11 protein-coding genes are annotated in these 13584 nt (G+C 61.3%); 6 read left to right on the forward strand and 5 right to left on the reverse strand.

Going from position 1 to position 13584, the window contains the following annotated elements; all coding sequences use genetic code 11:
- Positions 1–532: 532 nt before the first annotated feature.
- The 6 genes from E4O97_RS15750 to E4O97_RS15775 are packed head-to-tail and all read left to right on the forward strand — an operon-like array spanning position 533 to position 7653.
- The gene (locus E4O97_RS15750) at positions 533–2926 is read left to right on the forward strand and encodes a TonB-dependent receptor (RefSeq protein ID WP_216091806.1); all 2394 of its coding nucleotides are present in this window, start codon (positions 533–535) and stop codon (positions 2924–2926) included.
- Positions 2927–2945: 19 nt separating this feature from the next.
- On the forward strand, positions 2946–3917 hold the full coding sequence (locus E4O97_RS15755; protein WP_078821826.1) for an amino acid ABC transporter permease: 972 nt from the start codon (positions 2946–2948) through the stop codon (positions 3915–3917).
- Positions 3910–4683 carry an amino acid ABC transporter ATP-binding protein gene (locus tag E4O97_RS15760; protein WP_216091805.1) on the forward strand — a complete coding sequence of 258 codons (774 nt, stop codon included), beginning with the start codon at positions 3910–3912 and terminating at the stop codon, positions 4681–4683. The genes E4O97_RS15755 and E4O97_RS15760 overlap by 8 nt, the downstream gene beginning before the upstream one ends.
- Before the next feature lie 18 nt (positions 4684–4701).
- The gene (locus E4O97_RS15765; protein ID WP_216091804.1) at positions 4702–5625 is read left to right on the forward strand and encodes an ABC transporter substrate-binding protein; all 924 of its coding nucleotides are present in this window, start codon (positions 4702–4704) and stop codon (positions 5623–5625) included.
- 10 nt (positions 5626–5635) lie between these two features.
- Positions 5636–7219 (forward strand): FAD-dependent oxidoreductase, encoded by a 1584-nt coding sequence (locus E4O97_RS15770; protein ID WP_248161677.1) that lies wholly within the window; start codon positions 5636–5638, stop codon positions 7217–7219.
- 11 nt (positions 7220–7230) lie between these two features.
- The gene (locus tag E4O97_RS15775) at positions 7231–7653 is read left to right on the forward strand and encodes a RidA family protein (protein ID WP_248161678.1); all 423 of its coding nucleotides are present in this window, start codon (positions 7231–7233) and stop codon (positions 7651–7653) included.
- 171 nt (positions 7654–7824) lie between these two features.
- On the opposite strand, the gene E4O97_RS15780 is transcribed toward E4O97_RS15775, so the two are convergent.
- The 5 genes from E4O97_RS15780 to E4O97_RS15800 all read right to left on the reverse strand — a co-directional run bounded on the left by E4O97_RS15780 (position 7825) and on the right by E4O97_RS15800 (position 13576).
- Positions 7825–8661, reverse strand: a complete 837-nt coding sequence (locus E4O97_RS15780) for an HAD family acid phosphatase (protein WP_248161679.1) — start codon at positions 8659–8661, stop codon at positions 7825–7827.
- A gap of 59 nt (positions 8662–8720) precedes the next feature.
- The gene (locus E4O97_RS15785) at positions 8721–11231 is read right to left on the reverse strand and encodes a fimbria/pilus outer membrane usher protein (protein ID WP_248161680.1); all 2511 of its coding nucleotides are present in this window, start codon (positions 11229–11231) and stop codon (positions 8721–8723) included.
- An 85-nt stretch (positions 11232–11316) separates the two neighbouring features.
- Positions 11317–12057 carry a molecular chaperone gene (locus E4O97_RS15790; protein WP_248133188.1) on the reverse strand — a complete coding sequence of 247 codons (741 nt, stop codon included), beginning with the start codon at positions 12055–12057 and terminating at the stop codon, positions 11317–11319.
- Positions 12058–12133: 76 nt separating this feature from the next.
- Entirely contained in the window at positions 12134–12736 is a 603-nt protein-coding gene (locus tag E4O97_RS15795; protein ID WP_078821819.1) for a fimbrial protein, read from the reverse strand.
- Between the two features lie 192 nt (positions 12737–12928).
- Positions 12929–13576 carry a response regulator gene (locus tag E4O97_RS15800; RefSeq protein ID WP_248161681.1) on the reverse strand — a complete coding sequence of 216 codons (648 nt, stop codon included), beginning with the start codon at positions 13574–13576 and terminating at the stop codon, positions 12929–12931.
- Positions 13577–13584 lie beyond the last annotated feature (8 nt).

Consider the following 13584-nt stretch of genomic DNA (forward strand, 5'->3'; position numbering starts at 1 on the left):
ACCCCCCAAATCCCTGTCGAATTCCGGCCAGCGTGGTTTAACGGGGCGCCTAGGATCAAAAGCAGATCAAGATCACGAGCGGCTCGCTTCGCATCGTGGTTACGGTTGGCGGCTGCAAAGTTGTGTAGATACCTATGCTATCGGGGGCAACCTCCCTAGCCCAGAGTCTCTCTGCTATTGATGGTATAAACATTACCGTTATGAATAAAAATATTGATAAATAATGAAATTATAGAATATTAGCTTATGCCAAAACAGCATTATATTTTTGAAATTCATTCCGTTATGTTTGATCTCAACAGCCTACCCCTGACCTCGGATGGTACCCAGCGTGATTCAGATTCTGCGCGCCTGACCGGGTGACTATCCCCCGCAGCAGAGTCGTTGGACGGGAGCTCAACGTATGTTGCCACTTCAAACCCCTCGCTTGCCCCACACCTAGCCCAAGCCGAAACGCCTTTTGAACACCGGTCACGCCGCGTCAGGCGCGTGCCTGCTCGATTTCGCGATTTGGAAAAAGCCGGGAATGGATATGAAGCACGTTCTACAACCCACCGCCGCCCTGACGTTGTCCTTGCTGGCTGCAGCGACGCAAGCCCAGGACGACAGCACCCTGTCCACCGTCGTGGTCACCGGCAACCGTGGCGCCGAGCAGCGCACGGTCACCAGCAGCCCGGTGCCGATTGATGTGGTCAGCGCCAAGCAACTGCAAAGCACCGGCAAGCCCGGGTTGATGGAGGCGTTGAGCGCAGTGATCCCGTCGCTGACCTTGCCGGAAAAAACCGGCTGGGACGCCAGTGGCATTGCCCGGGCGCCGAACCTGCGGGGCCTGAGCGCCGCCGAAGTACTGGTGCTGGTCAACGGCAAGCGCCGCCACACCAGCGCCACCTTGAATATCAACGGCATCAACACTGGCGCGGCGCCGGCGGATCTGGACCTGATCCCCATCAGTGCCATCGACCATGTGGAAGTCCTGCGCGATGGCGCCGCGGCCCAATACGGTTCCGATGCCATCGCCGGGGTGATCAACGTGATCCTCAAGGCCGACACCAGCGGCACTTCGGTGACCAACACCGGCCTTGGCTACGACGGGAAGAAACAGACGGTGCAGCAAAGCCTCAACAAGGGCTTCGAAATCGGTAACGGCGGCATCGTGCAGTTGGCTCTGGATGCGCGTAGCCAGAACGATGACAACAAGGCCAGCGCCAATGGCTACACCTACGAGCAGGCGTATGGCCTGGCAGGCAAGTCCACCTATGGCGGCTACGGCACGCCCAAGACCAACCTGCTGACCCTGGGCTACAACGCCGAGCTGCCGATCGATGACAGCCTCAGCCTGTACTCTTTCACCACCTACTCGCGACGCAAGGCCGAGCAGGGCCAGAACTTCCGCCTGCCGACCATCACCAACACCATCACCACCGGGCCCAATGGCTATCCGGCCGGGTACACCCCGACCTGGTACATCGACGAGGACGATTTTCAGGCGGCCTTCGGCGGCAAGGGAACCCTGGGTGAGTGGGACTGGGACCTGTCCACCACTTACGGGCGCAATGAAGCGGAGCAGGGCACCACCCACAACCAGAACCCGTCCCTGGGCGAGGCCACGCCGAACAGCTTCACGTCCGGCACCTGGATTTCTACCGAGTTGACCACCAACCTGGACTTCAAGCGCGGCTTTGATATCGGCCTGCAAAAACCCTTGGACCTGTCTTATGGCTTCGAGCATCGGCGCGATACCTACGAGGTACAGGCCGGTGACTACGGGTCTTATGCCAACGGCGGCTACTGCGTGGCGCCGGGTAACTGTGCCTCGTCCGGAGCCCAGGTCACCAACGGTATTTCCCCGCAGGAAGAAAGCAGCGCTTCTCGCAACAGCCTGGCCAGTTATGTGGACGTGGGCTTCAACCCCTTGCCGGATTGGTATGTCGGCACTGCTTTGCGTTATGAGCATTACAACGAAGGCGTGGGTGCCACCCGCAGCGGCAAGCTGACCACCCGCTACGACTTCACGCCGCAGTTCGCGGTGCGTGCCACGGTGAGCAATGGCTTTCGGGCGCCGTCCCTGGCCAACAGTTTGTTCAGTGCGCGCTCCACCACCTATGGCGTGGTGGACGGCGTGTACCAGTCGATCAATTACGGCGTGCTGCCGTTGGGGTCGGCGGCGGCCAAGGCGCTGGGCGCCGAAGAGTTGAAGCCCGAACGCTCCACCAACTTCAGCCTCGGTTTCACCCTTACACCCACCGACCGCCTGAGCTTCACCGCCGATGCCTACGTGATCAATCTACGTGACCGCATCACCCTGACCGGCACCTTGCTTGGCCCTGAAGTCACCCAGGTACTGCAGAACAACGGCATCAACTCCACCTCCGGCGGCCAGTATTTTATCAACGGCGCCGACACCCGCACCAAGGGCCTGGACCTGGTCAGCAGCTACAACCAGGACCTGGGCGCGTTCGGCGCGCTGAAGTGGACCGCTGCGTTCAACTGGAACCAGACCAGAATCCAGAACTACAAGGCGTCCACCAGCATCCTTGGCCGGCCTTATGACCTGATGGATCGCGAGGCCCGCAACCTGATCACCGGCGTGCAGCCCAATACCAAGCTGATCCTTGGTGGCGACTGGAGCATCGAACGCTTCAATCTCAGCCTGGCCCTGACTCGCTACGGTTCCTACAAGGAGGTCAATTCATCGGCCAACCGCGACCTGGACCGGGTCTACAGCGCCAAATGGATCACCGACCTCGACCTTGGCTACAACCTCACCAAAGACCTGAACATCGCCATCGGCGCCAAGAACCTGTTCGACCAATACCCCAAGAAACAAGGGGTGCCGAGCAGCACCATGGTTGCCAGCTACGGCACTTATTCGCCCTACGGTTTTACCGGTGGGTACTACTACACCCGGCTGACTTACGCCTTCTAAGGCCTGCGAGGAATAGCACATGCCCATTGTCGCCAAACCCTACGACCTGCTTGATGAGGTCAGCGTACAACCGCTGCGTCAGCGCCGTATCTCGACGCCGATAAAGGCTCTGCAAGTGGTGCCCGCCCGGCATCCCTGGCGCTGGGCCGGGTCGATCTTCGCCGCGCTGGTGCTGCTGGCCATCGTGCATTCCCTGGCCACCAACCCGCGGTGGGAGTGGGGGGTGTTCGGCCAGTGGTTCTTCTCGCCGTCAGTGCTGCGCGGCTTGGGGCAGACGCTGTTGCTGACGCTGCTGAGCACGGTGTTCAGCGTCATCCTTGGCACGGCGCTGGCGTTGGCGCGGCTGTCGGGCTCACCGTTGCTGGCCGCATTGGCCTGGGGCTATATCTGGTTTTTCCGCTCGATGCCGGCGCTGCTGGTGCTGATCATCCTCTACAACTTTGCCTACCTGTACGACCACATCGTGCTCGGTGTGCCGTTCACCGATCTGGTGTTCGCCGAGTGGTCGACGGTGGATGTGCTCAGTCAATTCACCGTGGCGGTGCTTGGCTTGAGCCTGATGCAGGCCGCCTACGCGGCAGAGATCATCCGCGGTGGCCTGATCGGTGTGGAGGCCGGCCAGCATGAAGCGGCGGCGGCCCTGGGGTTGCCGGCCTCGCGGCGTATCTTCCGCATCATCCTGCCCCAGGCGCTGCGTTCGATTTTACCGTCTGGGTTCAACGAAATCATCGGCCTGGTCAAGGGTACTTCCATTGTCTACGTGCTGGCCTTGCCCGAGCTGTTCTACACCGTGCAAGTCATCTACAACCGCACCCAGGCGGTGATCCCGCTGCTGATCGTGGCCACTGTGTGGTACCTGATCATCACCACCGTGCTCACCAGCGCCCAGTACTACGTCGAGCGTCACTTTGCCCGCGGCACCGCGCGGGTGCTGCCGCCGACGCCGTTGCAGCGCCTGCGCCTGTGGCTCAAGGAGAAGTCCCATGGCTGAAGCACGCGCCGGGCGCATCCAGATCCAGGGCGTGGGCAAGCGCTTTGGCAACCAGCAGGTGCTCGATAACATCGACCTGACTATCGACCCCGGCAAGGTCACGGTGATCCTCGGCCCGTCCGGCTCGGGCAAGTCCACCCTGCTGCGCACCATCAACCACCTGGAGAAAATCGACAGCGGGCATATCACCATCGACGGTGAATATGTCGGCTATCGACGCAAGGGCGACCTGCTATTCGAACTCAAGGAACGCGAGATCCTCAAGCGTCGCATCGACGTCGGTTTTGTATTCCAGAACTTCAACCTGTTCCCGCACCTCACCGCGTGGGAAAACATCGCCGAAGCGCCGTTGGCCCACAAGCGCTGGAGCAAGGCACAAGCGCACTTCAAGGCTGCCGAGTTGCTGGCCAAGGTCGGCCTGGCGGACAAGGCCGACGCCTATCCGCGCCAGCTCTCCGGTGGTCAGCAACAACGCGTCGCCATCGCCCGGGCCCTGGCGCTGGATCCCAAGGTGCTGCTGTTCGACGAGCCCACCTCGGCCCTCGACCCTGAGCTGGTAGGCGAGGTGCTGGACGTGATCAAGGGCCTGACCCGACTGGGCGTGACCCTCGTAATCGTCACCCACGAGATCGGCTTTGCCCGTGAAGTGGCCGACCACGTGGTGTTTCTTTGCGACGGTCAACTGATCGAAGAAGGCCCGCCCGAACAGATCCTGCGCCAACCCCACCATCCCCGCACCCAGGCCTTTCTCGGCAAGGTGCTTTAGTTCAAGGAGTGAGTGCCCATGTTCATCAACACCACCCGCGTGACCTTGCTGGCGCTTGCCGTCAGCACCGCGCAATACGCCTTCGCTGTGCAACAGGTCGATCTCAGCCCCGACCGCCCGCGCATCCATGTGCCGCGCAATGAAGCGGCCATTGCGCAGATCCCGCCGGGCTTCAAGTTCGCCCAGCCGGGCAAGTTCACCGTGGCCGTGTCCGGCGTGGCCGGGCCGCCCCTGGCACTGCTCGCCAGTGACGACAAGACCACCATCGGCAGCGAAGCCGATACCGCACAACTGATCGCCGATAGCCTCGGCCTGCAACTCAATGTGGTACAGACCAGTTGGGAGGATTGGCCCCTGGGCGTCAGCTCGGGCAAATACGACGTGGTGATCAGCAACGTCACCGTCACCGAGGCACGTAAAAAGCGTTTTGACTTCGCCACCTACCGCCAGGATGTGCTCGGCTTTTACGTCAAGAGCACCAGCAAGATCAACGCGATTCAGCAGGCGGCGGACATTGCCGGGCTGAAGATCATCGTCGGCTCCGGCACCAACCAGGAAAAGGTCCTGCTGGCCTGGAACGAGGCCAATGAAAAAGCCGGCCTCAAGCCTGCGCTGTTGCAATACTTCGACGACCAGGCCGCCGCGCAACTGGCGGTGCAGTCAGGGCGCAGCGATGCGCTGTTCGGGCCGAACTCGGTGTACGCCTATTCGGCGGCGATCACCGGCGGCATCAAGCGCGTCGGCACTGTCAACGGTGGGTGGCCGTTGCAGGCCGATATCGCCGTGACCACGCGCAAGGACAACGGCCTGGTCCAGCCGATCCACACTGCCTTGGAAGGCGCGATTGCCGGAGGGCAATACGAGCAGGTGCTGCAACGTTGGGGCCTGGATGTCGAACGCGTCGACAAGTCGCTGATCAATCCACCGGGCCTGCCGGACTAGGAGCATCGACATGGGACTGACACGACGTGAAGCGCTGTCGAGCATTGCCGCAGTGGGCGGTGAGAAGGCGGTCAAGGATGCACTGGCGGTGTTGGGGCTGGGCCCATCGTCACACCGCCGACCGCAACCGCTGAAACTCAAGGATGGCCTGGGGCAGGGCACCCGCGTGCTGGTGCTGGGCGCCGGGATTGCAGGATTGGTCACGGCCCTGGAGCTGAGCCGCGCTGGCTTCAGCGTGCAGGTGCTGGAAGCCCGTGAGCGCGTGGGTGGTCGCACCTGGACCCTGCGCAACGGCGACCGCGTGGACTACAAGGATGGTCGCTCGCAAACCGTGAGGTTTGATCCGGGCCAGTATTTCAACGCCGGCCCGGCGCGTATCCCCAGCCAGCACCGCACCATCCTCGACTATTGCAGTGAGCTGGGCGTGCCGTTGGAAGTGCTGGTCAACAGCAGCCATGGCGCTCAGGTGCGGCCGGACCTGAGGCAGCCGGCGTTCAGTGTCGGCCAGGCGCTCAACGACACCCGTGGGCACCTGTCCGGGCTGTTGGCCAAGGCGGTGCAGCGTGACGCCCTCGATGATCTACTGAGTGGCGAAGAGCGCACGCGCTTGCTGGGTTTCCTGCAGGTGTATGGCGACCTGTCCCAGGAGCTGGCCTTCGAGGGCACCCTGCGTTCCGGGCACCTTGAATCCGCCGCCCACCCTGGCGCCTTGCCCGCCCGCCACAAGCCGCTGGGGTTGGAGCGCTTGCTGCACCCGGAACTCTGGGGCGCTTTGTTGCACACCGAATTCCCGGAATTTTCAGCCACCATGTTCCAGCCGGTGGGCGGCATGGACCGCATCACCGACGCCCTCTACCGACGCGTGCATGAGCAGGTGCAACTGGGCGCCCAGGTGCGACAGATCCGTCAGTTGGAGGACGGCGTGGCGGTGACCTATCACGACCAGCACAGCGGCCGCGAACAGGTGGTGCGTGCCGATTACCTGGTCTCGACCTTGCCGCTGCCCCTGCTGGCCAGGCTCGACAGCGACTTCAGCGACCCGGTCAAGGCCGCCTTGCTCAGCACGCGCAGCGACCAGGCGACCAAGGTGGCGTGGCAATCCCCACGTTTCTGGGAAACCGATTACCGCACCTATGGCGGCCTGTCATGGGTCGAGCACCCGGCGCGCTTGCTGTGGTACCCCAGCAACGACCTCAACACCCGCGAGGGCGTGCTGGTGGCCGGTTACGTGACCGGGGAGGGCGCCGACGTGTTCGGCGCACAGCCACTCGAACAGCAGCACGCCGCCTCCCGACAAGCCGTAGAGCTGTTGCATCCAGGTTATTCCAAAAATTTGCGTCATCCACTGGCGGTGTCCTGGGAACAGATCCCCTACAGCGAAGGCCCGTGGCTGCAACGCGAACACTTCCCCGCCCAGGCTCACGCCTTGCTGGAACGACCCCATGGCCGGGTGTACTTCGCCGGCGACGGCCTGGTGCAAAGTGGCGTGGGCATCTGGCAGGAGTCGGCGGCCAACTCCGCGCGCCATGTGGTGGCGCAACTGGCCGAGCACATCACCCAACAACGACAGATCGCGGCTGTGGCCGCCTCTTGAGGAGCAATACCATGAGCGACAGCATTCAACGCACCAGCGTGGGCGATTTTCCCATCTCGCAAACCGTCACCGTGCCGGCCTCGGCCAGTCTGATATTCGTCAGCGGCACGCTGCCCGACCTCGCCGACCCAAATGTGCTTGGGGCTTATGGCGACACCGAAGTACAGACTGTTTCAGTGTTTAACAAGCTGCGCAAAATCCTCCAGCAGCAGGATCTGGACCTGGGCGATATCGTGCAGTTGCGGGTATTTCTGGTCGGCGCGGAAGAAACCGACCGCAAGCTGGATTTTGCCGGGTTGCAGCGGGGGTATACGCAGTTCTTCGGTACGCCCGAGCAGCCGAACAAACCGGCGCGGACCGCGTTGCAAGTGGTAGCGCTGCCGTTGCCGGGGGCGTTGGTGGAAGTGGAGGCGATTGCTGCCCGAACTGCTTGATGCACGATTTGCTATCAGCAAGGTGGTGCGCACGGCGGGAGCAGCCCTGCGTCATTGTTGGCGGCTCGAACTGTGGGAGGGGGCTTGCTCCCGATAGCGGATTGTCAGTCACTGCATGTGTTGACTGAACCACTGCTATCGGTAGCAAGCCCCCTCCCACATGGCTACTCTTTATTGCTGCAACAACAATGCCCGCTGCTTGAGCTTGCGTTTCTGCTCAAACGGTAAGGTTTCATCATCCCCATACGGCGCGCTGTACCAATTGCCGTAGCTCGGGTTGGGCAGCAGGAACCAGCGCTGCCCCAGCCAGTTCACATAGGGTTCGACGGCCTTGCGCTGCGCAGCCAGGGTGTTGTGTTCGGCCTGCACGAAATCGCCCAACGAGTCGCCCGCCATCAACAGCACGCGTGCTCGGCTGGCGACCCACTGGCGGCGGCACTGCTTGCCGTAGCCCGCGCTTTCGCAGTGGCCGGTGGGGGTGCTGGCCGCCAGGATCTGTGCGTCGCTCTCAATCGGAAAGCCGCGCAAACGCAGGTTTTTGGCGGTGGCCGCGACCTGGCTGTGCTCGCGGTTGGTGAGGTAGTACACCTTGACACCTTTTTGTCTGGCCGCTTGCAGGAACGCCACGGAACCCGGCAGCGCCTGAGCCTTGGCCTGCTCGACCCAGGTATTCCAGCGATCGTAGGAATAGACCTGATTGTTGACGATGTCGCGAGCGTTGAGCGGCACGTTGTCCAGCAAGGTCTCGTCGATATCCACGATCACCGCCGGTGGCAAACCGGTCAGCTTGCGCGCAGGCAAAGGCAGTGCGTCCCAGTTGGGGTCGGCCAGCGCTACATCGAGTTGGCGGGTGGCGTTGGCGAAGAGCTGGCGGTAGATCATCTCGTGCTCGATGGACGTCTGGGTCCAGAGCACTGCATCGAGTTGGTCGTTAGCCGGTGGTGTTTGCTGGCAGCCTGCCAGGGCGGTGGTCAGCAGGCAGGCACTGGCAAGGAACAGGTTACGCATGGGCAAATCTCGCGGAGGATGGGTGCGTGGTCGGCACAGTAGCGCATTCCCCCGCACAATCAAGGCGTACACACCAGTGCCTGGCGCTCGTAGTTCAACGCCTTGTTCTGTGGTGCCAGCGCATAGCTCGCGCTACAACGCTGTTCCCCCCACTTGATGATCAGCGTGCCCTGATCCTCTTCCACCAGTGCCAGGGCATTACCATTGGGGTCGGCAATCGCCAACTGCTTGCCATTGGCGTCTTCCAGTGAGGCACCAAACGACAGCGGTTGATGCTGTGCATCAAACAACTCAAACAACACCCGCCGCCCGGTGGTGCCGCTGTAATGCGCCACCACGATGGCGCCACGGCGCGGCACCAGCTGCTGGGTGGCGTTGGTGATTTCCACGTCGCCACCCAGGTCGCGAGTGTCCAGGCTGATCCAGTTGACCCGGTAGGGTTGCGCAGTGGGAACCACCGCATAGCCGTTGTAGCCGGTCTCCACCCCGCTGTAGCTGCTGATCTTGGCCCCAGAGACGCCTGGCACTTCGGCCAGGGCGAAGGTCTCGCTGACCGTCTGCCCCAGGTTGACGCCGCCCGCGTGAGCCACCACCGAGCCTGCGAGGTTGAAGTTCTGTGAGTTATAGCCCTGGCCCTGGCTGTAGCCGAGGCTGACGTCGGCCACGGCGGTGCGGCTGTTGATGTTCACCGAACCTGAGTCGCCGCTGGTGTCACTGTGGCCGGCCTGCACCGAATAGGAGGTGTCGCTGGTGTCGGCCACGTAGCCATTGATGCCCGCTTGGGTGGTGGTGTTGCCACGTTGGTGGCTGGTGGTGACGAATGCCCGTGGCGCGCGAGCCTGTTTGCCCAGCGGGAACGAGATGGACAGGTTCACCTGTGTGTCGCTGCTGGGCTGTCCCCAGGTGACGATTTGCTTGGTGCGCGTCACGCCGAGGTTGTAGCTCAGGTCGCCCCAGTTGCTGGAGTAGCCGGCTGAAAAACTCTTTGACCCGCCGCGGTTCCAGTAACGCTGGTCGCTGGCGGTCAAATACAGGCTGCCGAACTCGCTGTTGCGCCCGATGCTTTGGTTGATAGTCAGGTCGGTGCGGGTTTTCGAGTGGCCGGTGCGCACGCGCACGTCCTCGCTGCTGTCTTCCACATGGTCGGTGAGGGTGCGATAGCCCTCGGTGGAATAGCGATAGGCGGCCAGGGTGAAGTTGGTATCGGTGCCGGCGAAGGTCTTGGCGTACAAGGCGCGCACGCTGCTGCCCTGGGAGGTTCGCCCCTGGGCCTTGCTGGACGAATGGGTGGTATCCAGCGAGAACGCACCGAACGAGGTGTTCTTGCCGGCGCCGATGGACAACGCATTGTAGTCCTCGCTGGTTTGCAAACCCACGATGCCGCTGAGGTTGCTGGTCAGACCATAGGCCAGTGTACCGCTGAGAAAACGCGGGGTTGCCATGCCATCGGCATTGCTGTTGAACGTGCCCACTGAGAGGCTGTACTTGACCTGGCTCTCACGCACCATAATTGGCAGGCTGGAAAACGCCTGCCTCGTCACCCGTCGCGTGCCGTCGGCTTCGATCACGGTGATTTCCAGGTCGCCGTTGGAGCCGCTCGGGTAAATGTCATTGATCTCGAACGGGCCCGGCGCGACGTTGGCGGTGTAGAGGATGTAGTTGTTCTGGCGGATTTCTACCCTCGCATTCGTCTGTGCCACGCCACGAATCACTGGCGCATAGCCGCGCTCGCTGTCGGCACGCATGCCGTCATCGGAGGCCAGTTTCAGGCCGCGATATCGCACGCTGTCGAACAGGTCGGTGTCGGAGAAAATCTCACCGGCGCTGAACTGGCCCTTGATAGCGGTCACGTCGTGCTGCAGGTAGGTGCGGTTGCTGGTGAAGGTGTTCGCGCGGCCGGTGCCGCCACTGAGGTTCGACTCGTTACGCAAGCGCCAGGCACCCAGGTTGATGCCGTTGCGCAGGCCCAGGTTATTGGCAATACGTGTTTGATAGTCGCCGGCAGTGCGGCTGCTGTTGAGCTGGTAGTTGATGAATGCGGCAGGTACGCCCTCGTCCCACAACTGCGGGTCGACATACCCGCGCAAGCCGCGCTGCATGGCCACTTGCGGAATGCTCGCCATCAGGCGCAGGCGGCTGCTGTCGTAACGCACGCTGGCGTCTTCGATCATCTCGGCGAGGGCGTAGCAGTCCTGTGGCTGCTGCGGGTCGAGTTTGCCCTCGGCCTGCAGGCGCTTCATGTCGACGCCCAGTTGCTTGAGCAGGTCGAGGGTCAGGCAGGCTTCGATCCGGCCGTTTTTCGGGTCGCGCTTGAAGTCGATATCGCGCCGGCCTACCAGCACTTCGTTGCTGTAAAGGTCGACGCGGTAATTGCCCGGCAGCACGCTGTTGGCCGAGAGCAACTGCTGCAAATCGACCGATGACTTCGAGCCTTGCAGGAATGTGGTGTTGAAGGTTTGCGCTGCCTCATCGGCCATCGCCAAAACCGGCAGGCAGGCTGCGATCGCCAGTGATAGCGTCTTTAACTTCAGTGCGCCACACGCGGGACTGTTGCTGGGATTAAAAGACATGCGAGGACCTATGACATCCCTGATCAGCGAGCAGGCGAGTACGTAAACAGGCCGATGGAGTAAGCCTATGGGTTAGAGAAAATAGTTAGTGTTGGAGGAGCGACTCAGTGGCGCGTACGGGGGCCGAAGGGCCGTCGGACAGAGGCGCGGTATAGTGGTTCTGAGCGCCGTAGTCATTGATGCTGGAAAACGACAGCTGAACCGGACCTGCCGCTGGCGGCGCTTTGAGTGGGAACTGTTTTTCCTCGCCGGGCGCGATCATGGTCGAGTCACTGGCCAGTTGCGCCTGTACTTTGATGTCGGCCATGGACACGTGGTAAAGCGTCGGGTTTTTCACCCGCAACAGGTGCTGGACGCCATGTTTGACCAGGGTCCATTCAAGCTGCGCAGGGGCTTGCAGCGCACTGCCGGTTAGGCCGGCAGGGCGGTAAAAAATCTTGATGCGCTGGCGGATGGCCAACTGCAAGGAGTTTTCAGTTTCGCTGTTCTTGGGGATTTCTTGCACGTTGAGCCACACCACCGACTCGCGGTCCGTGGGCATGCCGGTGCCTTCATACAGGATGCGCAGCAGTTGCTGCTCCTTGACAAAGATGCGTGCTATTGGCGGCGTGACAGCAAACGGCGCAGGGCTACTATCAGCGTCGTTCCTGTCCACCCAAGATTGAATCAAAACCTCCTGGTTCCCGTTGCGTACGGTGACATTGGCTTCTTTGTGGTCGCCATCGAACACGAGACGGGTGGTGTTCAGTGAAATGCTGGCGGCGGCCTGGGTAGCCAAAAGCATGCCCAACAGCCCCAGACACGCGGCGATAGAACGAGGCTGCATGTGGGTTATCCGGTGTAATTAAGAGAAAGTGGCGAGGCCGTATGGCCTCGCACGTTCGGTGCACAGAGCGCCGGTGTTACTGGTATTGCAGGATGAACGGCAGAGTGGCATCACCGCGACCGGCGGTGGACGCACCGGCAGCACCGGTGGTGACGTAGGCAGCCGCAAAGCTCAGGGTCGCGTCGCCGCCGGCAGTGCCATTGCCGTGCATGTCGCTTTCAATACGGGCGGTGGCTGGCGAGCTGAGGTCAATCAGGGTGCCGTTGCTGTCGAGCAAAGCGATACCGACGTTTTTCGCCGAGGCCGTACCTGGATTCAGCGCCAGTACCTTTTTGCCGTTCACCAGGCCCGAACCGCCGTTGTTGGGTTCGAAGAGCATGGTGACTTTGGTGCCTTGGTTGCAGTTGACGTTCAGATTGAAATCTTTGGCTGTCACTCGGCCGGCAGTTGGATTTTCTGCGGTGCCCATGTCTTTAATTGCAACGTTGCCCATGTCGACCGAAATGGTACGGTCGGATTTGGCGCCCTCTACCGTGCAGGCGTCGTTGTTGATCACGCCAGTGAAAGTGACTTTACCGCTACCAGCCATGGACGGTTTCGGTGCTGGGTCGGCAGCAAATGTGCTGCCGGAGGCAGCGATAATCGCCGAGGCGATAACAGCCAGGGAAAACTTTTTCATGATGATGCCCGTAAGTGTAAGTTGAAAAGCGATTGTTGAATTGCGAGCAAAGAATAAGCAGCGACGCGGCGCGGGCGAATAAGACGATTCTTATAAGTGACGAAACTGGCGTCTTACTTGCGTTGGCTTTAAAGGTGGGGGCCAGCAAGTAGGGGGGACGCCATTGTCCAGGAAGGGCTTGCAAAGAGCGGGTTAGTTGAAAACGTTACGCGCCATGCAATAAGCGAGAAGGTCTTGGTCGCTGCTTACTTCAAGTTTGCGCATCGCCGAGATCTTTTGCGCGCTGATGGTCTTTGAACTACGGTTCTGGCTGCGTGCAATATCACTCACGCTCATGCCGGAAACAAATAAGCGCAGGATTTCGAACTCTTTGGGCGACAAGCTGGTAAAGCGCTCGTCGATGGCCGTGAGGGTCTCGATCACCGAGGTCTTGGGCGGCTCCAGGCTGCGATACGTGCTCTGTTGTGCAATGGCCTTGAGTGCCAGTTGAATCTCGGTGTGCAACTGGCTTTTCTGGATGATGCCGATCACGCCCAGCTCTTGCAGGCGAGTGAGGATCAGGTGGTTGGAGATCATTGTCAGGATCAGGATCTGCACCTGCGGGAAATGCCGTTTCAGGTACTCCACCAGCTTCAGACCATCGCCGTAGGGCGAGTCACCCGGCATGTTGTAGTCGGTGATCACGATGTCGGCGTCCTGGCGCTGCAACAGTTCGATCAGGCCCGCTGAACACACGGCCTCGCCGACGACCTGAAAGCGTGTATCGCGCTCTACCATTTCGCGTACCCCGAGCAGCACGATCGGGTGATCGTCCGCGATAACTACATTGAATTTTTTCATAAAGGGCC

The sequence above is a fragment of the Pseudomonas sp. W15Feb34 genome, assembly GCF_023127765.1.
Classification (GTDB): Bacteria; Pseudomonadota; Gammaproteobacteria; order Pseudomonadales; family Pseudomonadaceae; genus Aquipseudomonas; species Aquipseudomonas synxantha_A.